This is a genomic window from Vescimonas fastidiosa, assembly GCF_018326305.1.
Taxonomy (GTDB): Bacteria; Bacillota; Clostridia; order Oscillospirales; family Oscillospiraceae; genus Vescimonas; species Vescimonas fastidiosa.
Genome location: NZ_AP023416.1, coordinates 286,859 through 310,515 on the forward strand (window position 1 = coordinate 286,859; position 23,657 = coordinate 310,515).

The 23,657-nt window shown below is 59.8% G+C and carries 20 protein-coding genes; 13 read left to right on the forward strand and 7 right to left on the reverse strand.

Features of this window, described 5'->3' with window-relative positions:
- Positions 1-10: 10 nt before the first annotated feature.
- Complete coding sequence (metG, locus tag KI236_RS08630; protein WP_212821187.1) at positions 11-1,975, reverse strand: methionine--tRNA ligase; 1,965 nt, start codon at positions 1,973-1,975, stop codon at positions 11-13.
- Positions 1,976-2,919: 944 nt separating this feature from the next.
- Between metG and KI236_RS08635 the strand changes: the two genes are divergently transcribed.
- Genes KI236_RS08635 through KI236_RS08645 form a run of 3 tightly spaced genes read left to right on the forward strand, consistent with a single transcriptional unit; the run spans position 2,920 to position 4,720 of the window.
- Positions 2,920-3,675 (forward strand): exodeoxyribonuclease III, encoded by a 756-nt coding sequence (locus KI236_RS08635; RefSeq protein WP_212821189.1) that lies wholly within the window; start codon positions 2,920-2,922, stop codon positions 3,673-3,675.
- A gap of 1 nt (position 3,676) precedes the next feature.
- A complete protein-coding gene (locus tag KI236_RS08640) occupies positions 3,677-3,955 on the forward strand; it encodes a putative quinol monooxygenase (RefSeq protein WP_212821191.1) in 279 nt (92 codons plus the stop codon).
- Between the two features lie 3 nt (positions 3,956-3,958).
- Positions 3,959-4,720: a TatD family hydrolase gene (locus tag KI236_RS08645; RefSeq protein ID WP_212821193.1), complete on the forward strand. Its 762-nt coding sequence runs from the start codon at positions 3,959-3,961 to the stop codon at positions 4,718-4,720.
- A 739-nt stretch (positions 4,721-5,459) separates the two neighbouring features.
- Here the strand turns inward: KI236_RS08645 and jag are convergent.
- From jag to rpmH, 5 genes are all read right to left on the reverse strand, one after another.
- A complete protein-coding gene (gene jag / locus KI236_RS08650; RefSeq protein ID WP_212821195.1) occupies positions 5,460-6,239 on the reverse strand; it encodes an RNA-binding cell elongation regulator Jag/EloR in 780 nt (259 codons plus the stop codon).
- Positions 6,240-6,250: 11 nt separating this feature from the next.
- Complete coding sequence (gene yidC / locus KI236_RS08655; RefSeq protein WP_212821198.1) at positions 6,251-7,357, reverse strand: membrane protein insertase YidC; 1,107 nt, start codon at positions 7,355-7,357, stop codon at positions 6,251-6,253.
- A gap of 36 nt (positions 7,358-7,393) precedes the next feature.
- Positions 7,394-7,603 (reverse strand): membrane protein insertion efficiency factor YidD, encoded by a 210-nt coding sequence (yidD, locus tag KI236_RS08660; RefSeq protein ID WP_212821200.1) that lies wholly within the window; start codon positions 7,601-7,603, stop codon positions 7,394-7,396.
- A complete protein-coding gene (gene rnpA, locus KI236_RS08665) occupies positions 7,600-7,947 on the reverse strand; it encodes a ribonuclease P protein component (protein ID WP_212821202.1) in 348 nt (115 codons plus the stop codon). The genes yidD and rnpA overlap by 4 nt, the downstream gene beginning before the upstream one ends.
- Positions 7,948-8,071: 124 nt before the next feature.
- Entirely contained in the window at positions 8,072-8,206 is a 135-nt protein-coding gene (gene rpmH, locus KI236_RS08670) for a 50S ribosomal protein L34 (protein ID WP_212821204.1), read from the reverse strand.
- 1,182 nt (positions 8,207-9,388) lie between these two features.
- Here rpmH and dnaA point away from each other — a divergent pair.
- The 10 genes from dnaA to nadE all read left to right on the forward strand — a co-directional run bounded on the left by dnaA (position 9,389) and on the right by nadE (position 21,967).
- Positions 9,389-10,708, forward strand: a complete 1,320-nt coding sequence (gene dnaA / locus KI236_RS08675; RefSeq protein WP_212821206.1) for a chromosomal replication initiator protein DnaA — start codon at positions 9,389-9,391, stop codon at positions 10,706-10,708.
- Between the two features lie 606 nt (positions 10,709-11,314).
- The gene (gene dnaN / locus KI236_RS08680; protein WP_228738129.1) at positions 11,315-12,424 is read left to right on the forward strand and encodes a DNA polymerase III subunit beta; all 1,110 of its coding nucleotides are present in this window, start codon (positions 11,315-11,317) and stop codon (positions 12,422-12,424) included.
- Positions 12,425-12,436: 12 nt separating this feature from the next.
- On the forward strand, positions 12,437-12,655 hold the full coding sequence (locus tag KI236_RS08685; protein WP_212821208.1) for an RNA-binding S4 domain-containing protein: 219 nt from the start codon (positions 12,437-12,439) through the stop codon (positions 12,653-12,655).
- Complete coding sequence (recF, locus tag KI236_RS08690) at positions 12,615-13,748, forward strand: DNA replication/repair protein RecF (protein WP_228738130.1); 1,134 nt, start codon at positions 12,615-12,617, stop codon at positions 13,746-13,748. Before KI236_RS08685 ends, recF begins: the two co-directional genes overlap by 41 nt.
- On the forward strand, positions 13,745-14,002 hold the full coding sequence (gene remB / locus KI236_RS08695) for an extracellular matrix regulator RemB (protein WP_212821210.1): 258 nt from the start codon (positions 13,745-13,747) through the stop codon (positions 14,000-14,002). The genes recF and remB overlap by 4 nt, the downstream gene beginning before the upstream one ends.
- Positions 14,003-14,639: 637 nt before the next feature.
- Positions 14,640-16,580 (forward strand): DNA topoisomerase (ATP-hydrolyzing) subunit B, encoded by a 1,941-nt coding sequence (gene gyrB / locus KI236_RS08700; protein WP_212821212.1) that lies wholly within the window; start codon positions 14,640-14,642, stop codon positions 16,578-16,580.
- A gap of 560 nt (positions 16,581-17,140) precedes the next feature.
- Positions 17,141-19,627 carry a DNA gyrase subunit A gene (gyrA, locus tag KI236_RS08705; RefSeq protein ID WP_212821214.1) on the forward strand — a complete coding sequence of 829 codons (2,487 nt, stop codon included), beginning with the start codon at positions 17,141-17,143 and terminating at the stop codon, positions 19,625-19,627.
- Entirely contained in the window at positions 19,627-20,307 is a 681-nt protein-coding gene (gene tsaA, locus KI236_RS08710; RefSeq protein WP_212821216.1) for a tRNA (N6-threonylcarbamoyladenosine(37)-N6)-methyltransferase TrmO, read from the forward strand. Before gyrA ends, tsaA begins: the two co-directional genes overlap by 1 nt.
- A 218-nt stretch (positions 20,308-20,525) precedes the next feature.
- Positions 20,526-20,960 (forward strand): ribonuclease HI, encoded by a 435-nt coding sequence (gene rnhA, locus KI236_RS08715; RefSeq protein ID WP_212821218.1) that lies wholly within the window; start codon positions 20,526-20,528, stop codon positions 20,958-20,960.
- Positions 20,961-21,196: 236 nt separating this feature from the next.
- Positions 21,197-21,967 carry an NAD(+) synthase gene (gene nadE / locus KI236_RS08720; RefSeq protein ID WP_212821220.1) on the forward strand — a complete coding sequence of 257 codons (771 nt, stop codon included), beginning with the start codon at positions 21,197-21,199 and terminating at the stop codon, positions 21,965-21,967.
- A 758-nt stretch (positions 21,968-22,725) separates the two neighbouring features.
- Here the strand turns inward: nadE and KI236_RS08725 are convergent.
- Positions 22,726-23,610 carry a LysR family transcriptional regulator gene (locus KI236_RS08725; RefSeq protein WP_212821222.1) on the reverse strand — a complete coding sequence of 295 codons (885 nt, stop codon included), beginning with the start codon at positions 23,608-23,610 and terminating at the stop codon, positions 22,726-22,728.
- Between the last annotated feature and the right edge of the window lie 47 nt (positions 23,611-23,657).

The following is a 23,657-nucleotide window of genomic DNA, read 5'->3' on the forward strand; positions in this document are numbered from 1 at the left end:
ATTTCTCACCTCAGCAGAGCTTTGCGCCGGCGGGGATGGAGTCGTCCAGCAGCAGCAGGTGCAGCTTTTCCTCGCCCTTTTCCTTGTGTACGGCGGAAATGAGCATGCCGCAGGAGGGAATGCCCATCATCTTCCGGACGGGGAGATTCAAAATGGCCACGGCGGTCTTGCCCACCAGGTCCTCCGGCTCATAGTAGTGATGGATGCCGGAGACGATGGTGCGGTCGGTGCCGGAGCCGTCGTCCAGGGTGAACTTCAGGAGCTTATCGCTCTTTTTCACCGCCTCGCAGGCCTTGATTTTCACGGCCCGGAAATCGGAGCGGCAGAAGGTGTCGAAGTCTACCTCCTCCTGCTCGAAGGGCTCCACCTCCAGGTCGGGGAGGGCGGCCTTCTTCTGCGCCTCCTGGAGGGCGGTGAGCTCCGCCAGGGCCTTCTCGGCGTCCAGGCGGGGGAAGAGGGCCTCGCCCTTGCGGACGGTGACGGTATCGTTCAGATGGCCCCAGGTCTCGGCGCTCTCCCAGGTGCGGCAGCCCTGGCAGGCACCGATCTGGTCGAAGATCTTGTCGCAGCTGGCGGGAATAAAGGGGGTGAGCAGGACGGTGCAGATGCGCACGGTCTCCAGCAGGTTATAAAGCACCGTGGCAAGGCGGGCCTCCTTGCCCTCCTCCTTGGCCAGCTTCCAGGGGGCGTTTTCGTCGATATACTTATTAGCCCGGTCGATGACCTTGAAAATCTCCTCCAGGCCGTTTTGCAGCTGGAGCTTATCCATCTCCGCCTGGTAGCGGCCCCGGAGGGCGGTGGCCAGGTCCTTCAGCTCCCCATCGGCGGGGCTATCCTCCCGGGCCTCGGGCAGGGTGCCGCCGAAATACTTCTCCACCATGGCGCAGGTGCGGCTGACCAGGTTCCCCAGGTCGTTGGCCAGGTCTACATTGATGGTGTTAATCAGCAGCTCATTGGAGAAATTGCCGTCGGTGCCGAAGGGGAAGGTGCGCAGCAGGAAGAAGCGCAGGGCATCCACCCCGAACAGCTCCGCCAGCACATAGGGGTCCACCACATTGCCCTTGGACTTGGACATCTTGCCGCCGTCGATAACCAGCCAGCCGTGGCCGTACACATGCTTGGGCAGGGGCATTTCCATGCTCATGAGCATGGCGGGCCAGATGATGGAGTGGAAACGGACGATCTCCTTGCCCACAATGTGATAATCCGCGGGCCAATACTTATCGTAATCATCGTACTGCTCGTTGCAGAAGCCCAGGGCGGTGCAGTAGTTGAACAGGGCATCCACCCACACATAGACCACATGGCCCGGGTCAAAGTCCACGGGAATGCCCCAGGTGAAGCTGGTGCGGCTGACGCACAGGTCCTCCAGGCCGGGCTTGATGAAGTTATTGACCATCTCGTTGACACGGCTGCGGGGCTGGAGGAAGTCGGTATCCTCCAGGAGATGCTGCACCCGGTCTGCGTACTTGCTCAGGCGGAAGAAGTAGGCCTCCTCCTGGGCATCGTGGACCTCCCGGCCGCAGTCGGGACACTTGCCGTCCACCAGCTGGCTCTCGGTCCAGAAGCTCTCGCAGGGGGTGCAGTACTTACCCTTATAGGCGCCCTTATAAATATCGCCCTTTTCGTACATCTTCTTGAAGATCTTCTGCACGGCGCGGCAGTGATAGTCGTCGGTGGTGCGGATGAAGCGGTCATTGGAAATATTCATCAGCTTCCAAAGATCCCGCACACCCTTTTCGCCGTTTACGATCTTATCCACAAAGGCCTGGGGGGTCATGCCCGCCTCCTGGGCCTTGGTCTCGATCTTCTGGCCATGCTCATCGGTACCGGTGAGGAACATGACATCGTAGCCCTGGAGGCGCTTGTAGCGGGCGATGGCATCCGTGGCCACGGTGCAGTAGCTATGGCCGATGTGGAGCTTGTCGGAGGGGTAATAGATGGGGGTGGTGATGTAGAACGTTTTCTTTTCCATGGGTGTATCTCCTTTTCCGCCGCTCCGAATGGAAGAGCGGCTTAAAATTGTAGATGGGATTTTGCAAGGGGGCGGTGGGTTTCCTGTGGTGCGTAGGGGAGGGGCTTTGCCCCTCCCGCGGGCGACCGCAAGGGTCGCCCCTACGGAGGGTTACAAGAGGCGCGGTGAGACGGGCCGATGTAGGCATCGGCCCCTACGGTGTGTTTACCGATAGGATTTCGTAGGGGGCGATGCCCACATCGCCCCGCGTCCGTTACAAGGGGTGCGGTGCGGGGAAGGAATCCCCCAGTCACGGCTTCGCCGTGCCAGCCCCCTTTAGGCAAGGGGGCCGAGGGGACGGGGGGACGGATTGCCACAGCCAGTGTGCGCACTGGCTTCGCAATGACACATTACAAGAAGTGCGGTGGGCGGGCCGATGTGACCATCGGCCCCTACGAAAGGGTTTGTGCCCCGGGCAAAAAACAAAATCGCCCCCGGCTTTTGCCAAGGACGATGCGCTGCACCGTGGTACCACCTTGCTTCGCGGCCTGCTCACGCAGGCGGCCTTATGAAGTGTCGCTACACTTCCGCGCTGTTACGGGCGCGCCCGTCCGAGCCTAAGGCCCAGGAGGCCCTCGACCCGGCGGCTCCGGAGCCATGTTCCCCCGTCCGTCCCGCGCCCGCTTTCACCTACTCGGGCTCTCTTGGGCGGTCTGCCAACGGGGTACTCTTTCCTTCACTGCCATTTTGAACCTGTCGAAAATTCCTTCGGAATTTTCCGACAAAAGGCTTTTAATTTTTTTCCGCCTGCGGGCGGAAAACTCTGCGAGGCTTTTATGCTTTCGCGTTTTAGCCTTTGTCATTCCTTATTATATTATTCTACCGGGGCGGCTTTGTCAATATTTTTGTTGGGTTTTGAAACGGGCTGTGCTATAATGGCAAAAAAGACCCGGAAGGAGCGACCTATGAAACTTGTAAGCTGGAATGTAAACGGACTGCGTGCAGCCCTGGGCAAGGGCTTTTTGGACTATGTGGCGGCGGAGGATCCGGATGTGATCTGCCTGCAGGAGACGAAGCTGCAGCCGGAGCAGGCGGTTTTCGACCTGCCGGGCTACCACCGCTATTTTAACTCCGCCGACAAAAAGGGGTACTCCGGAACGGCCATTCTCACGAAAACCGAGCCCCTGTCCGTGACCTATGACTTCGGGGACGATATGCACCGCCACGAGGGACGGATCATCACGGCGGAGTACCCGGCCTTTTACCTGGTGTGCTGCTACACCCCCAACAGCCAGGACGGGCTGAAGCGCCTTCCCTACCGGATGCAGTGGGAGGACGACCTGCGCGCCTATCTCCGGGAGCTGGACGGGAAAAAGCCCGTGGTCTACTGCGGCGACCTGAATGTGGCCCACCGGGAGATCGACCTGAAAAATCCCAAGACCAACCGCCAAAACCCCGGCTTTTCCGACCAGGAGCGGGAGAAAATGTCGGTGCTTCTGGACGCGGGCTTCGTGGACACCTTCCGCTACCTTCACGGCGATGTCACGGACCGCTACTCCTGGTGGAGCTATCGCTTCCACGCCAGGGACAAAAATGTGGGGTGGCGCATTGACTACTTCATTGTATCCCAGCGGCTCAAGGACAAGGTGAAGGCAGCGGACATCCGCGACAACATTTTTGGAAGCGATCACTGCCCGGTCTATTTGGAACTGGAGGTTTAATATGCTGAAATTATCTGTGAATTACTTTGCAAAGCCCGGACGGCGGGAGGAATTTTTGCGCCGTGTGGTGGAGGAGGGCATTCTCACGGCCATTCGCCGGGAGGAGGGCTGCCTGCGGTACGACTACTATCTCTCCTGCCAGAATGAGGACGAAATCCTCCTGCTGGAGCAGTGGGACACCGACGAGCACCAGCGCATACACATGGAGCAGGAGCACATGAAGCGCCTGCGGGTCATCAAGGACGAGTGCATCGCCGAGACGAAGCTGAATCGGGACTGAGCCATGCTGTTTGACACCCACGCCCACTATGACGACGAGCGCTTTGACGGCGACCGGGAGGCGCTGCTGGCGGGTATGCCGGAGAAAAATGTGGGCCTTATTGTAAATCCCGGCTGCGATGTATCCTCCTCCCGGACGGCGGTGGCCCTGGCGGAAAGCTTTGGCTTTGTGTACGCCGCCGTGGGCATCCACCCGGAAAACTGCGGAGACTTTGAACCCGGCATGATGGACCGGCTGCGACAGATGGCGAAAAATCCCAGGGTGGTGGCCATCGGAGAGATCGGCCTGGACTACTACTGGGCGGAAAATCCGCCCCGGGAGCTGCAGCAGGAGGTGCTGCGGCGGCAGCTTCGGCTGGCGGAGGAGCTTGGCTTACCCGTGATCATCCACGACCGGGACGCCCACGGGGACACCCTGGACATTGTGCGGGAATTTCCCCGGGTGCGGGGGGTATTCCACTGCTTTGCCGGGTCTGCGGAAATGGCACGGGAGCTTATCAAAATGGGGTGGATGCTGTCCTTTAACGGGGCGGTCACCTTCAAAAACGCGAAAAAGGCCCCGGAGGTCATCGCCGCGGTGCCCCTGGAAAAGCTGATGATCGAGACCGACGCGCCGTACCTGACCCCGGTGCCCCACAGGGGGGAACGGAACGACTCGTCCTATGTGCGCCTGGTGGCGGAGAAAATCGCCCAGATCAAGGGCCTGACACCGGAGGAGGTGGAAAAGGCCACCTGGGAAAACGGACGGCGGTTTTTCGGCGTGTGACGGACACTTTCGCCGGAGAGGGAAACGGGTGCCACGGTAGTGACAGTGAGTTTTACATGGGGTGCGGGACGGCGGGCCGATGTAGGCATCGGCCCCTACGGAAGCGTATCTTGTGGTGCGTAGGGGAGGGGCTCTGCCCCTCCCGCGGGCGACCGCAAGGGTCGCCCCTACGAAAGCGTTACAAGAGGTGCGGTGAGGGAAAGAATCCCCCAGTCACGGCTTCGCCGTGCCAGCCCCCTTTAGGCAAGGGGGCCATCAAGGGCGGGGTCCCTGTGTTCGGGCTTGACAGATTGGCGCAGGGAAGTATAATAGAAGCAGAACGGGCGCTGCGACAAGCGGTTGGCCCTGGGAAGCTAAGATTTCACAATGGAAACCGTCACTTTGCCGAGTGGCGGTTTCTGCGTGTTCGGACTTGACAAATTGACGCGGAAAGGTATAATAGAAACAGAAAGGGCGCTGCGACAAGCGGTTAGCCCTGGAAGGATTTTAAGGTTCTAAATAGAAACCGTCACTTGCCAGAGTGGCGGTTTCTGCGTTTTACGATGATCGTCACCGTGAAGGCTCCGATATGTAAAGTGATACGCATGAGCCTCACCCCCTTTCGGGTGGTGTGGCCAACCGCCTGCCGTTCGTGCAGCGCCTGACGAAATTATATCTATTTTCAGCTATTTTGTCAATATTAGATGAAAGTATTTCAAAAAAAGAGAGGGGCATCCCCTCTCTTTTTCGTGTTGCATTTTTACCGGTTGCCCCGCTCGTAGGCTACCACGACACGGCGGTTGGGCTCGGTACCGATGGAGTAGGTGGTGACGCCCTCCTTATCCTGCAGGGCGGCGTGGATCACATGGCGCTCATAGGCGTTCATGGGCTCCAGGGTCACGCTGCGGCGGTATTTCAGCACCTTGCCGGCCACCTTATTGGCCAGGCTCTCCAGGCTCTGCTCCCGCTTGGCACGATAGTTCTCCGCGTCCACATGGATGCGCACCCGCTTATCTCGGCCGCTGTTCACGGCGTAATTGGTCAGCTGCTGGATGGCATCCAGGGTCTCGCCCCGGCGGCCGATGAGGGCGCCCAGGCGCTGGCCCTCCAGAATGACCTTATAGCGGTTCTTCTCCTCCTCGTACACCTTCACCTGAGCCCGGCAATCCATATGCTCCAGCAGGCCCGTGAGGAAGGCGCGGATGCGGTCGGCATCCTCGGTTTCGCTGACGGGGGCGGCGGGCTGCTCGGGCTGCTTCTCGGGTGCAGGCTCGGGCTTACCCTCCGGCTTTTTCTCTACGGGTTTTTTCTCCACAGATTTTTTCTCCGCAGGCTTGGCCTGGGGGACCTCCGGCTCATCCACAACATCCAGCTCGTAGCTTACCCGCACCTTGGCAGGGCTACTGCCGATGCCCAAAAATCCGCTCTTGGAGCGCTCCAGGATCTCCACGGAAACATCGTCCCGCTCCAGACCCAGCTGGCTCAGGGCGGCGCGGATGGCCTCCTCCTCGGTCTTGCCTGTTACATCAATATAACGCATGACAAAACTCCTTATTCCTCATAATGGTGTTCGCTGTAAGCACGGCCACGGGCGTAGGGGCGCTGACCCACCCGGCCGTTTTCATTGGTGCTGGCACGCTTTTCGGCCTTTTTGGAGGGCTGACCCTTTTTCTTATTGCCGTTATTGCCGGACTTGGCCTTCTCATACTGCTGTTGCTGCTGAAGCATACGCTCCCGAGAGGCCATCATCTTGGCGGCCCGGGCCTCCCGCTTGGCACGCTCCTTTTCGGTCTCCTCCCGGTCCAGGATCTTATTGAACCGCTTATTGAGCAGCTGCTCCTGAATGACGGAGAAGGCGGTGTTGGCAATCCAGTACACGCACAGAGCGGCGGGGAGAATGTAGCCCATCCACAGGGTCATCAGCGGCATGAGGTACATCATCATCTTGCTCTGACTATTGGCCGCGGCGCCGCTGGACTTCATGCTCACGACGGTCATAAGGAACTGCAGGGCCGTGGCGATGACGGGCAGCAGCAGCACACCGATGACGGGCCAGCCACCGGTGGTGATCTGCTTAAAGAGGGTGGAGCCCTGGCTGGCCAGGTCCATGCCCAGGAAATTGTAGTCCAGGTTGATAAGCCCGTCAAACTGGCCCTGGAAGCTGCTCCAGTGCTGGTGGACGAACTTTGCCAGGTAGATCTGCTCATAGGCCGCAGCCTGGCCCCCCTCTGCGGCGGCATAGCCCAGCTTGGCCGCGGCGTCGGAGATGGCAGTGATGGTATCCATGCTGAGACCCATCAGGTAGCGCAGGGGCTGGCGGATGATAGCGTACAGAGCGATAAGAATGGGGAAGGGCAGGAAGGACCACAGACAGCCGGACATGGGGTTTACGCCCTCCTGGGCGTAGAGGTTGGCCATTTCCTCCTGCTGACGCTGCTTATTATTGGCGTAGCGGGTCTGGATGTCCTTCATCTTGCCCTGCATACGGTTCATGCGCAGCATACTCTTCTTACCCTTGAGCTGGAAGGGCAGGATCACCAGCTTCACAACCAGGGTGAACAGGATCAGCGCCAGGCCGTAGGACCCGGTGAGAGAATAGAATACCCGGGTCAGCCAGGCAAACGGCACACAGATATAATATCCGAGTTGTGCGAACATATTTTTTTCCTCCGTAAGTTGCTTGGGAAAACCTGTTTACGGGACGGGGTCATACCCGCCCTTGTGGAAGGGATTGCACCGCAGGATGCGCTTGGTGGCAAGAAAGGTCCCCTTGACAGCGCCGTATTTCTCCACCGCCTCCAGGGCGTACTGCGAGCAGGTGGGGATGTAGCGGCAGCGGGGGGGATAGAGGGGCGAGATCCCCTTCTGATAAAACCGGATGGCGGCCATAAATGCTTTTTTCACAGCGTCTCCTCCCGCAGAAGGGACAGCCGGCGCAGGCAGTCAAGGTAAGCCTCGTTCATCTTTTCGTAGGGGCCCTTGACGCTGCGGCCCCGGCCCACCACGATGATGTCCCAGCCCGGGAGCATTTTCTCCCGGTTCAGGCGGTATATCTCCCGGATCCGGCGGCGCACCCGGTTGCGCACCACGGCGTGACCCAGCTTTTTGCTCACAGTGACCCCCAGGCGGCTCCGACCCTCCCGATTTTTCTGGCAGTAGACCACCAGATACGGGGAAACGGCGGAGCGGCCCTTGCGGTAAATGCGGCGAAATTCGTGATTTTCCTTGACCGTTACGGCTGCTTTCATGACTTTTCCTCGGCTTTTCAAGCACATTTGCCAATGGGCATTTGCATAGACGAATAGGGACGGCAGTTTTCCCTTCCACCGTCCCTGCTATTCAAGAGCTATGCCGGATGCACCTTCCGTGACCTCAGAGGGTCAGACGAGCACGACCCTTGGCGCGGCGACGGGCCAGGACCTTGCGGCCGTTGGCAGTAGCCATTCTCTTGCGGAAACCGTGCACCTTGGAGCGCTGGCGCTTCTTGGGCTGATAGGTACGGAACATTGCAGGACACCTCCATTACATAGAAAATCCGGCGGCGGCAACCGGGCCGCCACACTTACTCGACGGCGGGCGAAGATACCTCCGCCCCGCAGTTGATAAGCTCAGGTGCCGAAAGAACGACACTTTATTTATTATACATACCGGGAATGGGGCTGTCAATAAAAAATTTTCAGCGGCAGGGGGTTTTCCGGGCGGGGGAGGGAAATATTTTTTATACATATTCTAATATATAAGTGTGGACTTTTGGCGGGATTTCTGCTATACTTAGTGTGCTATGATGTGGGTTTTATTCTGTACGGCGCCCGGACAATGATATGGGGTTTTACAAGGGGCGCGGTACGGCGGGCCGATGTATAGTCATCGGCCCCTACGAAAGCGCTTGTAGGGGCGGACGACCCTGTCCGCCCGGGCCCGATAAAGCAACGCCTTGTAGGGCAGGGCCCGCGTGCCCTGCCGGGGGTGCGGGAAAAATCCGGGTCGGGCCGTCGAGGACGCCGGCCCCTACGGAGGTTTGGCAAGAAAGTGCCTGCGTGAAATCCCCCAGTCACGGCTTCGCCGTGCCAGCCCCCTTTAGGCAAGGGGGCCAAGGGGACGGGAGAACGGATTGCCACAGCCAGTGTGCGCACCGGCTTCGCAATGACACATTACAAGTAGTGCAGTAGGCGGGCCGATGTAGGCATCGGCCCCTACGAAAGCGCAACAAGAGGTGCAATGGGCGGGCGACCGCAAGGGTCGCCCCTACGGAAGCGTTACAAGAAGTGCGGTGAGGTCAGGAATCCCCCAGTCACGGCTTCGCCGTGCCAGCCCCCTTTAGGCAAGGGGGCCAAGGGGACGGGAGAGCGGATTGCCACAGCCAGTGTGCGCACTGGCTTCGCAATGACACATTATAAGAAATGCGGTGCAAGCCCGGGCGGGCGGACAGAGGCGTCCGCCCCTACGGAGGGTTTAACGATAGAATTTCGTAGGGGGCGATGCCCACATCGCCCCGCGTCCGTTACAAGAGGCGCAATGGGCGGGCGACCGCAAGGGTCGCCCCTACGGAGGTTTACAAGAGGTGCAGTGAGGAATCCCCCGTTTCTTCGTCCCTTCAAAATAATTTTTTCTTCGTTGCTCCTATCCATGCAACGAATGTGTTTTTCCGGTCATAGATAGAATCATTTGCTTGGAAAGGAGAACGATCCCTTGAATTCACTATCAGATGTATGGAGCAGCGTACTGCAGCGGATGTCTACCCAGCTGGCCCCTACCACCATCAATACCTGGTTTGACGAGGTGGAGGTGGTGACTATGGAGGACTCCGCCTTTGTGCTGCACTGCGGCAACGAGTTTAAGAAGAAAACCATTGAGGCCCGTTTTCTGCCCTATATCCGGGACGCCCTGCGGGACCTGTTTTCAGCGGACTTTGAAATCAAGGTCCTCAACGACGACCAGCTTTCCGCCTACCACGGCATTAAGCCCGACCATCCCGGAGACCCCGGGGACTGCGGGGCCTTCACCTTCGAGACCTATGTGGTGGGGCCCAACAACAAGCTGGCCTATGCCGCCGCCCACGCGGTTTCGGAGCGGCCCGGGGCCAACTATAACCCCCTGTTTATCTACGGCGATTCGGGACTGGGCAAGACCCATCTGCTCTACGCCATCGCCCACGGCCTGAAGCAAAATCACCCGGAGGCCAAGGTGGTATACATCAAGGGCGACGACTTTACTAACGAGCTGGTGGCCTCCATCCAGGAGGGCAAAAACGCCGAGTTCCGGGAGAAGTACCGCCAGGCGACCCTTTTGCTGGTGGACGATGTGCAGTTCATCGCCGGTAAGGTCCAGACCCAGGAGGAATTTTTCCATACCTTCAATGCGCTGTATGAGTCCGGCAAGCAGATCGTACTCACCTCCGACCGTCCCCCTCGGGAGATGACCAAGCTGGAGGACCGGCTGCGCACCCGCTTCGAGTGGGGCCTGATGGTGGATGTGGCGCCTCCGGACTACGAGACCCGCCTGGCCATTATCCGCAACAAGTCGGCCATGCTGGGGGTGCAGCTGTCCGACGCGGTTTCGGACCTGATCGCGGAAAATGTTACCGCCAATGTCCGGCAGATCGAGGGCACCCTGAACAAAATTTTGGCCTATTACGACCTGATGGGAAGCTCCATGAGCCAGGAGGACATTCTCAAGGCCATCCGGGACATGATCAAGAAAAATAACGAGTACATCCCCACGGCCCAGGCGGTGGTGAACTATATCTGCTCCACCTATCACATCGACGAGGATGTGCTGCGGGGCCAGAGCCGGGGCCGGGAGGTGGTGGCGGCAAGGCAGATCGCCATGTATCTCATGCGCCGGATCATCTGCATGAATCTGGTGGACATCGGCAAGGAGTTCGGCGACCGGGACCACACCACGGTGCTGCACTCCCTGGACAAGGTGGAAAAGCAAATGCGCAGCGACCCGGCCTTTGCCGAGACGGTGAAGCAGATCACCACCAATATCAATACCAACCCGGGCTGAAGAGACGGGAGAGCGCAAGGGTCGTCCCTACGGAAAGGTTGGAACGCTTGCGTAGGGCGGGCTGCCCTCAGCCCGCCGCCCGATAACCACTGCACCATTCCGGCGGCGTGAGGGCACGCCGCCCTACGGGTGGATTACAAGAGGTGCGGTAGGAAGAATCCCCCAGTCACGGCTTCGCCGTGCCAGCCCCCTTTAGGCAAGGGGGCCAAGGGGACGGGGGTACGGATTGCCACAGCCGGTGTGCGCACCGGCTTCGCAATGACACATTATAAGAAATGCGGTTCAAGCCCAGACGGGCGGACAGGGTCGTCCGCCCCTACGGAGGGTTTCCCGATAGGATTTCGCAGGGTCTACCCCACCTTCTCCACATTTCCTGTTCTCTGTGTGTGGATTCCCTGTGGATAAACTTCCCCTCCCCATTTCTCCCCTCTTCCTGTGGAAATTCATCATTTCCCCTGTGGACAAAAAATCCATGCATTTCGCGGCCTTACGGGGGTTTTCCACAAAAGTTTTCTCTACGACTATTATTACTAAAAAATACTTAGTTTATGTTCTGTGGGCAGAAAATATGCCCGGAAATTTCGGAATTAGAAAGGAATCTGTGCCATGCTGAAATTTTCCTGCGAAAAGGCGCTGCTGCAGCTCGCCGTGAATACCGCGTCCCGCACCGTGGCCACCAAAAGCTCTATCCCCGGCCTGGAGGGCCTGCTGCTGGAGGGCACGGAGGTGCTGACCCTGTCCGGATACAATATGCAGACCGGCATCCGCACCCGCCTGGAGGCCGACATCCGCGAGCAGGGGCGCATTGTGCTGAACTCCCGGCTTTTCGGGGACATCATCCGCAAAATGCCCGATGATGTCATCGTGTTCTCCGCCGACGAGAAGTACATGGTCACCCTCACCTGCGGCGAGACACGGTTTGAAATTCTGGGCCTGTCCGCCGACGATTACCCGGAGATGCCCGAGGTGGAGAGCGAATACGCCCTCACCCTGCAGCAGGGCACCCTGAAGGCGATGATCAACCAGACCTCCTTCGCCGTCTCCACCAACGAAAACCGGCCCATTCACACGGGGTCCCTGTTTGAGGTGGAGATGGGGGGCGTGACGGTGGTGTCCGTGGACGGATTCCGCCTGGCCCTGCGCCACGAGAAGCTGGAAAAGCTGGAGGGCGGCGCCTTCCGCTTCGTGTGTCCCGGCAGCGCCCTGAACGAGGTGGAGAAGATCTGCGAGGATAGCGAGGAGCCTATTACCGTGAGCCTGGGCAAGCGGCATCTGCTGTTTGAAACGGGGTCTACGGAGCTGATCTGCCGGAAGCTGGAGGGAGAATTTTTGGACTACAAGAACGCCATCCCTCGGAATAATCCCATTCGCCTGCTGGTGGACACTAAAACCATGCTCAGCAGCCTGGACCGGGTCAGCGTGGTTATCAGCGAGAAGCTGAAAAGCCCTGTGCGCTGCATTATGGACAAGAATATCATAAATTTCTCCGCCAAGACCGGCAACGGCGAGGCGGAGGATGTGTGCGTCGTGGAGGGAGACGGCCAGGGGCTGGAGATCGGCTTTAACAATCGCTATCTTATGGACGCCCTGCGCTTTGCCCCGGCGGACCAGGTGATCATGGAGCTGAACACCGGCATCAGCCCCTGCGTGCTGACCCCGGTGGACGGCGGCGACAACTTCCTTTACATGGTGCTGCCGGTGCGGCTGAAGGCATAAGGAGCGAATCAAATGAAAATCGTGACCATCACAACGGAATACATTAAATTACAGGACCTGCTGAAGCTGGCGGACGCCGTAGCCACCGGCGGAGAGGCGAAAATCCGGGTGCAGGAGGGGGCCGTGGCGGTAAACGGCCAGGTCTGCACCCAGCGGGGAAAGAAAATAAGGCCCGGCGACACCGTGGTCTATGAAAAAAACGAATACGGCGTACAGTATGAGGATCAATAAGCTGACCCTGGAGGGCTTTCGCAATTACCGGGGGCAGACCTTGGAATTTGACCCGGCGTGCAATGTGATCCACGGGGAGAACGCCCAGGGAAAGACCAACCTTTTGGAGGCTATGGTCTATCTCTCCTGCGGCAAGTCCCCCCGGACCCGGACGGAAAGGGAGCTGATCTCCTTTGACGGCGGCGAGGCCCGGATCATCGGGGAGATTTATTCCCGGGAGCGGGAATTCATCACCGACATCACCCTCCGGGCCGGAAGTCGGCGGAAAATGACCGTGAACGGCGTGGCTGCCAAGAACGCCTCGGAGCTTTCCGAGACGCTGCACACGGTGTTCTTCAGCCCCGAGGATCTGTTCCTCATTCGGGAGGGGGCGGCGGCCCGGCGGAGATTCATGGATCAGTCCCTGTGCCAGCTGCGGCCCCGGTACGCCCGGGCCTTGGCGGAGTACCACCGGCTTTATGAGCACAAGACCCGTATTTTGCGGGATCGGGAGGAAAACCCGGGGCTTTTGGCCATGCTGCCGGATTTTAACGAGGGAATGTGCCGGATGGGGGCCATCCTCATCCATTATCGGGCCCAGTATTGCCGGGCCCTGGACGCCTATGCCGCCCCGGCCCACGGGGATTGCAGCGGGGGACGGGAAAAATTAAAATTACGATATGAGACGGTGAAAACCGTGGTAGACCCCTTTGCCAAGACGGAGGACATCGCCCAGAATTTACGGGACCACCAGCAGAGCCATTATCACGCGGAGCTTGCCTCGGGGCTGTGCCTGTCGGGGCCCCACAAGGACGACTTTCTGGTGGAGGTCAACGGACGGAGCGCACGGCAGTTTTGCTCCCAGGGGCAGGTGCGCACGGCGGCCCTGTGCCTGAAGCTGGCCGACCGGGAGATACACCGCAGCGCCGTGGGGGAGTACCCGGTGATGCTGCTGGACGATGTGCTCTCGGAGCTGGACCCCAAGCGGCAGGAATATGTATTAAACCGCATTTCCGGGGGACAGGTGTTCATCACCTGCTGCGAAAACGACAGGCTGGACCGCTTGCAAGCGGGGCGGCTGTTTCACATACGAAGCGGGGAGGTGGTTTTATGAGTTACCTGCACATCGGGCAAAATGCCATGCTTCCGGAAAAGCGGATCATCGGCATATTCGACCTGGACATTACCTCCCAATCCAAGCGCACCCGGGAATTTTTGGAAAAAGCGGAGCAGGAGGGGGTGGTGGTGCCGGTGACGGAGGACATTCCCAAGTCCTTTTTGGTGTGCGACCACCCGTATCACAGGCAGATCGTGTATATTTCGCAGCTGAATACCCAGACCCTGCAGAAGCGGAGCAGGGGAGAGTAGGAGCGTAGGGCGGGCCGATGTAGGCATCGGCCCCTACGGATGGGCACAAGATGTGCGGTGGGGCGGGCGACCGCAAGGGTCGCCCCTACGGAAATGCTTGTAGCAGGCGACCGCGAGGGTCGCCCCTACGGAAATGCTTGTAGGGGCGGACGACTCTGTCCGCCCGGTCCTGATAACGCAACGCCTTGTAGGGCAGGGCCCGTGTGCCCTGCCGTGGGTACGGGGAAAGAATCCCCCAGTCACGGCTTCACCGTGCCAGCCCCCTTTAGGCAAGGGGGCCTTAGGGACGAGGGGGACGGATTGCCACGGGCGCGCTGCGCCCTCGCAATGACACATTACAGAAAATGCGGTATAAGCCCGGGCGGGCCGATGTGGGGAGCGAACTGAGCGCTGCCGGTGGCAGAGGAAGCGAAGTGAGCGAGTGGCCGCGGTCAAAATTTTAAGCGTCCGCCGTAAGGCAGCGCAAAAATTTTGGGCACCGCAACAGGATCATCGGCCCCTACGGAGGGTTTTCGATAGAATTTCGTAGGGGGCGATGTGAGCATCGCCCCGCCGTAACACAGCTCATTTTGTTCCCCCCGTCTTTGTTTTGTAAATACAGCGGAAGATCATCTTCCCTTGAGAAAGGATAGGATTTATGTCAGAACTGGAAAAAGTCATCGCCGTGGAGACGGAATATGATGCCTCGGAGATCCAAGTGCTGGAGGGCCTGGAGGCCGTGCGAAAGCGGCCCGGTATGTACATCGGCTCTACCTCCTCCTCGGGCCTGCACCACCTGGTGTACGAGATCGTGGACAACGCCATTGACGAGGCCCTGGCCGGGTACTGCACGGACATCACCGTGACCATCAACGAAGGCAACACCATCACCGTTACCGACAACGGGCGCGGCATCCCCGTGGATATCCAGCCCCAGACCGGGCGGCCTGCCCTGGAGGTGGTTTACACCGTGCTCCACGCCGGCGGCAAGTTCGGCGGCGGGGGCTACAAAGTCTCCGGCGGCCTTCACGGCGTGGGCGCGTCCGTGGTGAATGCCCTGTCGGAGTGGCTGGAGGTGCAGGTTTACAAGAACGGCCACATTTACGAGATGAAATTCTCCCGGGGCGACATTACCCAGGAGATGAAGATCGTCGGCGACACCGACCGCACCGGCACCACCGTCACCTTTAAGCCGGACCCGGAGATGTTCGACACGCTGGTGTACGACTACGACATCCTCCACACCCGTATGCGGGAGCAGGCGTTTCTCAACGCGGGGCTGCGCATCACCATCACCGACGCCCGGCCCGGCAGCGAGCAGGGGGAGACCATGTGCTACGAGGGGGGCATACGGGAGTATGTGACCTATCTCAACCGCAACAAGACCCCTCTGCACCAGGAGGTCATCTATCTCTCCGGGGCCAAGGGGGACTCCACGGCGGAGATCGCCCTGCAATATAACGACGGCTACAACGAGACCCTGGTCTCCTTTGCCAACGACATCCACACCCCCGGCGGCGGTATGCACGAGACCGGCTTCAAGGCGGCGCTGACCCGGGTGCTGAACGCCTACGGCACGAAATACGGGATGCTCAAGGACGGGGACGACAAGGTTTCCGGCGAGGACTGCCGGGAGGGCATCGCGGCGGTAATTTCCGTGAAGCTGACGGAGGCCCAGTTCGAGGGCCAGACCAAGGACAAGCTGGGTAACGCCTACATCCGCACCTTGGTGGACAGCATCGTGTCCGACCAGCTCTCGGTGTATCTGGAGGAGCATCCGGCGGTGGCCAGGACCATTCTCGACAAGGCCCTCACCGCCAACCGCGCCCGGGAGGCCGCCCGGAAAGCGAGAGAATCCATCCGGCGCAAGACCGCCCTGGGCGGTGCGGCTATGCCCGACAAGCTCCGGGACTGCAATGAAAATAATCCGGAGCTGACAGAGCTTTACATCGTGGAGGGCGACTCCGCAGGCGGCTCCGCCACCCAGGGTCGGGACTCCCGGTTTCAGGCCATCCTCCCCCTGTGGGGCAAGATGCTCAATGTGGAAAAGGCCCGGGCGGACAAGGTGTATGGAAACGACAAGCTCCAGCCCGTGATCACCGCCCTGGGGGCAGGCATTGGCGACGAGTTTGACGCGGCCAAGCTCCGGTATCACAAAATCATCATCATGGCCGATGCCGATGTGGACGGCGCGCACATCCGCACGCTGCTGCTGACCTTCTTCTTCCGCTTCATGCGGCCCCTCATTGAAAACGGATATGTGTATTCGGCGGTGCCGCCGCTGTATAAGCTGAGTCGGGGCAAGCAGACGAGGGTTGCCTACTCCGACAAGGAGCGGGACGCGGTTTCCGCCCTGCTCCGGGGGGATAACCCGGACGCCAAGGTGGACATCAGCCGCTTCAAGGGCCTGGGCGAGATGAATCCCCACGAGCTGTGGGAGACCACCATGGACCCGGAGAAGCGGACCCTGCGCCGCATTACCCTGGACGATGCTGTGGCCGCCGACGCCACCTTTACGGTGCTTATGGGCGAGAAGGTGGAGCCCAGGAAGGAGTTCATCGAGCAGAAGGCCAAATACGCGGTGAATTTGGATTACTAAAATAAGGCGGGGGATTTCACCCTAAACCGTCCGTAGGGGCGGGGTTCTACCCCGCCCGCGGGAGGGGCAGAGCCCCTCCCCTACGCACCAAATTACGATAAAATTTCGTAGGGGGCGATGCCTACATCGCCCCGCCCCTGCGCACCGGCAGGGCACGCGGGCCCTGCCCTACAAAATATTCTAATTGTAGGGCGGGACCCATGTGTCCCGCCGCCCGCACCGCACATTCGATAAATGAGCCCCCTACCCCCCACGGAATCCCTCCACCAGAGCTCGGTTGGTCCCCCTCCCTTTAGGCAAGGGAGGCAACGGTTTCCGAGGGTGCGGCGATTCGGGCGACCGCAAGGGTCGCCCCTACGAAAAAATTTCCCCTTGTAGGGGCGGACGACCCTGTCCGCCCTACGCATGAATTGAAAAACGGTGCCACCGGGCCGATGTAGGCATCGGCCCCTACACACCGTTTACCGATAGAAGTCCGTAGGGGGCGGCGTCCCCGCCGCCCCGCTCCGCACAATCCCATAAAATCCGATGAACCAATCCTTTGACAAAGGAGAAACGATATGAGTAAAAAACCCCAATACGATCCGGAGGAAATTCGGTATCCCCAGCAGCACATTGTGGAGTCGCCCCTGGTGCCGGAGATGGAGAAGTCGTACATCGAGTACGCCATGTCCGTTATCGTGGGCCGGGCCCTGCCCGATGTGCGGGACGGCCTGAAGCCCGTCCACCGGCGTATTCTCTACGCCATGTACGAGGACAACCTCACCTCCGACCGGCCCTTTAAGAAATCCGCCACCTGCGTGGGCGATGTGCTGGGCCGGTATCATCCCCACGGCGATGCGTCGGTGTACGACGCCCTGGTGCGTCTGGCCCAGGACTTTTCCATGCGCTATATGCTGGTGGACGGCCACGGTAACTTCGGCTCCGTGGATGGAGACCCCGCCGCCGCCTACCGCTACACCGAGGCAAGGCTCTCCAAAATCTCCAACGAGATGCTCCGGGACATTGAAAAGGACACCGTGGACTGGGACCCCAACTTCGACGAGAGCCGGAAAGAGCCCCGGGTGCTTCCGGCCCGATTCCCGAACCTGCTGGTGAACGGCTCCAGCGGCATTGCCGTGGGCATGGCCACCAACATCCCGCCCCACAACCTGCGGGAGGTCATTGGCGCGTGCATCTGCGTGCTGGATGACCCTAACGCCACCCTGGGAGACCTGATGGAGCACATCAAGGGCCCCGACTTCCCCACAAAGGGCATTATCATGGGCCGCAGCGGCATCCGGGCCGCCTACGCCACGGGCCGGGGCCGGCTGGTGGTCCGGGCAAGGCACGAGTTTGAGGAGTTCGGCAAGGACCGCACCCGCATCGTCATTACCGAGCTGCCCTACCAGGTGAATAAGCGGATGCTCATTAAGAACATCGCCGAGCAGGTGGAGGACAAGCGCCTGGAGGGAATTTCCGACATCCGGGATGAGTCCGACCGCAACGGTATGCGCATCGTTATCGAGCTGAAGCGGGACGCCAACAGTCAGGTGGTATTAAACCGCCTGTTTGCCCAGTCTCAGCTGCAGACCACCTTCGCCATCAATATGCTGGCCTTGGTTGACAACCAGCGCCAGCCGAAGATCCTGTCCCTGCGGCACATTATTGACGAGTACCTGACCTTCCAGGAAGAAATTATCATCCGCCGCACCAAGTTCGACCTGAACAAGGCTTTGGAGCGGGCCCATCTGCTGGAGGGCTTGCTCATCGCTCAGGACAACATTGACGAGGTTATCAAGATCATCCGGGAGAGCTACGACGACGCCCGGGAAAACCTCATGCGCCGCTTCGGGCTGGACCAGGTCCAGGCCCAGGCCATTCTGGATATGCGTCTGAAAGCCTTACAGGGCCTCGACCGGGAGAAGCTGCAGAAGGAGTACGACGACCTGGAGGAGAAGATCGCCTATTTCCGCCGGGTGCTGTCCGACGATGCTCTGGTGCGGCAGATCCTCAAGGAGGAGCTTTCCGCCCTGGCCGAGAAATTCGGCGACGAGCGCAAGACCGAGATCCAGGATGTGGAGGACGAGATCGACATCGAGGACCTCATCGAGGAGGAGCAGTGCGTCTTTACCCTCACCAAGGCCGGGTATATCAAGCGTACCCCCGTCAGCGAGTACGCCGCCCAGAGCAAGGGCGGCATGGGCAAGAAGGGGATGTCCACCCGGGAGGAGGACGAGGTGGTGTCGGTGTTCACCGCGTCCACCCATGACTACATCCTCTTCTTCACCGACACCGGCAAGGTCTACCGCAAGAAGGGCTATCAGATCCCCGAGAGCGGCAAGACCGCCAAGGGCATCAACATGGTCAATGTCATTCAGGTGGAGACCGGGGAGAAGGTCCAGGCCATGCTCCACTTCCGGGAGACGGAGGATAAGCCCCTGTACCTGTTTATGACCACCCGCAGCGGCACCGTGAAGCGGCTGCCTGTGGACCAGCTGAAGAACATTCGCCAGAGCGGCATCCGCGCCCTGACCCTGGACGAGGGCGACCAGCTCATCAGCGTTCAGGAGACGGACGGGGAGCAGTATATCCTCATCGCCACCCACGACGGCCAGGCGGTGCGCTTCCACGAGAGCGATGTGCGGCCCATGGGCCGCACGGCGGTGGGCGTCCGGGGCATCCGACTCCGGGAGGGCGACTATGTGGTGGGCGCCGCCCGGGCCCAGGAGGGTAAGACCGTCCTCACCATCACCGAGCGGGGCTACGGCAAGCGTACCCCCGTGGAGGACTACCGCATTACCAGCCGGGGCGGCCTGGGTATCCGCAACTACATGGTTACCGACAAGACCGGGCCCATTGTGGGCATTAAGGTGGTGGACGGCGGCGAGGATCTGCTGCTGGTCACCGAGAGCGGCATCCTCATCCGCACCCCGGTGCAGAACATCCGCACCGCGGGCCGCGCCACCCAGGGCGTTATCGTTATGCGCTTTAAGACCGAGGGCGACCGGGTCATTTCCATGGCCCTGGCTGACCCGGAGGAGCAGGCCGGGACGGCGGAGGAATAATGGACATCACCATGCACACCATTGCCCACATCCGCACGGATCTGCCGGAAAAATTCGGCGTGCCCCGGCAGAGCGGCCTGGTGCCGCAGCTGCAGGGGACCATCGTGTTCGAGCCGGACTATCGAAATCCGGACGCCCTGCGGGGGCTGGAGAGCTTTTCCCACCTGTGGCTGATTTTCCGGTTTCACCGGGCGGAGCGGGAGGGCTGGTCCCCCACGGTGCGCCCGCCCCGGCTGGGGGGCAACCGGCGCATGGGCGTGTTCGCCACCCGGTCACCCTTTCGGCCCAACAACCTGGGCCTGTCCTGCGTGAAGCTGGAGGGAGTGAGCCGGGACGAGAAGCTGGGGCCTGTTATCCGTGTCAGCGGGGCGGACCTGGTGGACGGAACACCGATTTTGGACATTAAGCCGTACCTGCCCTATGCCGACTGCCCAAGGGATGCCACCGGGGGCTTTACCGACCCCCTGGAGACGGAGCCCCTGGAGGTGGAGTGCGACGAGGCGCTGCTGGCGGGTCTGGAGGCGCCGCAGCGGGCGGGGCTTATGGGCGTGCTGGCCTGTGACCCCCGGCCCCGATACCAGGAGGACCCGGAGCGGGTATACGGCCTGGCCTTCGCCGGGAAAAATGTGAAGTTTACCGTGCGGGACCGGGTATTGACGGTTTTGGCAGTGGAGGAGTAACAGGGGCGGATGCGCCGCACCGGGCGGACAGGGTCGTCCGCCCCTACAACGGTGAAATGAAAACTTCGTAGGATCATCGCCCCCTACGAAATCCTATCGGGAAACCCTCCGTAGGGGCGACCCTTGCGGTCGCCCGCCGCACCAGGAGTACGGATTGCCACAACCAGTGACATCGGTCACTGGTTTCGCAATGACATTGGTGTTTCCAAGGAGTTATTATGAAAACTGTTACCATTTACACCGACGGCGCTTGCTCCGGCAATCCCGGGCCCGGGGGCTGGGGAGCGATTTTGGAGTGGAACGGCGTGGAGAAGGAGATCTCCGGCGGCGCTCCGGAGACCACCAACAACCGCATGGAGCTTACCGGCGTTATTCGGGCCTTGGAGCTGCTGAAGGAGAGCTGCGTGGTGGAGCTTTACAGTGACAGCAAGTATGTTATTGATGCCCTCTCCAAGGGCTGGGTCTACGGCTGGCGGAAAAAGGGCTGGATCAAGAGCGACAAAAAGCCCGCCCTGAATGTGGACCTGTGGGAGCAGCTCCTACCCCTTATCGACCGGCACCAGGTACACTACCACTGGGTCAAGGGCCACGCCTCCAACGCCAAAAACAACCGCTGCGATGAGCTGGCGGTGGCGGAAAGCCGAAAATTTTGAGCATTGTTCACAAATTGTTCATCGGTAATTTATTGTTTTGCCATATTTACAAAGTAATATAACAGCATACAAAGAAACCTTTCCATAAGTGATTTTCTCTCTCTCTCCTAACAAACACACGGAAAATCCCCTCAGCTATCAGGCTGGGGGGATTTTCTGCGATTGGGAAAAATACATTGCATTTTTTCTGAATTTGCCGTACAATAGACCATTATTATAGTAGGGAGGCGTTTTTTATGGAATTTAACCCCCAGATGCAGCTTACGGGCCTGCTGGAATGGATGCACGAGAGAATGCAGGCGTGCCATGGCAAGACGGCGGTTATCGGCATCTCCGGCGGCAAGGACAGCTCCACCGTGGCGGCCCTGGCTGTGGCGGCCTATGGGCGGGAGAATGTGTACGGTGTGCTGATGCCCGACGGCGAGCAGCCGGACATTGACTTCTCCCAAGGCTTGGTGGAGCATCTGCAAATTCCCCACTGCACCATCAACATCCACGACGCAGTGCAGGGGGTGCTGGTTGAGATGAAGAAGGCGGGCCTGGAGCCCAGCCGCCAGACCACCGTGAACCTGCCCTCCCGCATCCGCATGGCCACGCTCTATGCCGTGGCCCAGTCCCTCCCCGGCGGCACGGTGCTGAACACCTCCAACCTCTCCGAGGACTGGGTGGGCTACTGCACCATTTACGGCGACAGCGCCGGGGCCTTTTCGCCCCTGGGCATGTACACCACCGAGGAGGTCATCGCCCTGGGCCGCGTCCTGGGTCTGCCGGAGCATTTCCTGCAAAAGCCCCCCTCCGACGGGCTCACCGGACTCACGGACGAGGACAACCTGGGCTTTACCTACCACGCTGTGAATGAGTATGTGCGCCGGGGGATCTGCGACCCGGAGATCAAGAAGCAGATCGACCAAAAGCACAAGGCCAGCCGCTTCAAGTTCTCCTCCATTCCCGTGTACCACAACGGCCTGCCTATGGCGCTGGAGGAGGAGACGGGCTTCTACAAATAAGGGGAGCTGCCCTTGACAAAGGGGACATTTCTGCTATAATGAGGATAGAAAGGCGCTGCGACAAGCGGTTAGCCCTTCAAGTTTATGTTTCTATTTGTTAAGAAACCGTCACCGTGCAGGGTGGCGGTTTCTGCGTTTTACAATGATCGTGACCGTAAATGGCCCGATATGTAAAGTAACTCGCATGAGCCTCACCCCCTTTCGGGTGGTGTGGCCAACCGCCTGCCGTTCGTGCAGCGCCTGGCGAAATTATAGCAATTTTTTATTATTTTGTCAACAGAAGAACCAATCCGCGCCCCCGCGCAAAAGTCAGAAAGCGGAAATAGCACCCCCGTACTTGACAGGACGGATATTTCTGCTATAATGAGCATAGAAAGGCGCTGCGACAAGCGGTTAGCCCGTCAAAAGAGAAGCAACTTAAGAAACCTTAAGAAACCGTCACTTTGCCGAGTGGCGGTTTCTGCGTTTTACAATGATCGTGACCGTAAATGGCCCGATATGTAAAGTAACTCGCATGAGCCTCACCCCCTTTCGGGTGGTGTGGCCAACCGCCTGCCGTTCGTGCAGCGCCTGGCGAAATTATAGCAAAATACGGTAAACTTGTCAATAAAAAAGAAAACCGCCACCCTGGCCGGTGACGGTTTTCTAAGTTTATCTTAGCAAAATTTTCTAAGCCGGGCTAACCGCTTGTCGCAGTGCCTTTTTTATTTATTATAACGGGTTTTCGTTATTTGTCAAGGGGCGGCGTTCACCGGCCCTTATTTACTGTAATGGGTCCCTACCCAGTGGCGGGTGTGGTCTATGAAGCAGCGGGTGGACAGGGACAGGGCGTTTTTGTCCTTCACGGCGATGCCGATGTTGCGGTAAAAGGACCGGGGCAGGGGACAGGCCACCAGGGGGTAGGGGCAGTGCTCCAGCTCCAGCTCCGGCATGATGCTGATGCCCAGGCCGTTGGAGACCATAGCCAGGATGGAAAGGTCGTCCCGAAGGATGTACTGGATATTGGGCCGCACCTGCAGACTGTCCAGCACCGCCTGAATCTCATAGTCGTCGCCCTCCTGCAGGAAGATGAAGGGCTCCGTGGACAGAGCCTCTAAGGGGAAGGGGTCCCGGCCGGCCAGGGGATGCCCATAGGACACGATGACCCGCCACTGGTCCCGGTGCAGCAGCCAGGTGTCCAGGGGCTGTATGGTGGGAAGGCTGGCAAAGCAGCAGTCCGCCTTGCCGCTGAGCACCGCCTCCTCCAGCTCCGCATTTTCCACAAAGGGCAGCAGCTCGAACTCAATATGGGGGTGTACCTCCCGAAAGGACTTCAGCAGGTACGGCAGCCACTGGATGGACACGCTGCTGAAGGTGGCCACCCGCACCAGGCCCGTGTCCAGACCCCGGAGGTCGGCGGCCTTTTGCTCCAGGCGGCGGGCGTCGTCCCACAGGGCCTGGATATAGGGCAGCAGAGCCCGGCCATCGGCGGTGAGGGTCACGCCGCTGCGGTTTCGGACGAACAGCGGCACCCCCAGCTCGCTCTCCAGGGCGGCCACGGTGTGGCTGACCCCGGACTGGGTGAAGTGCAGCTCCTCCGCCGCCCGGGTAAAGCCCCCGCAGGCCGCCACCGTCAGAAAAACCTGGTATTTTGTCACGCTCATGGCGCACCCCCTCCTTTTGAGGCTGTCGAAAAATCCTTCAGATTTTT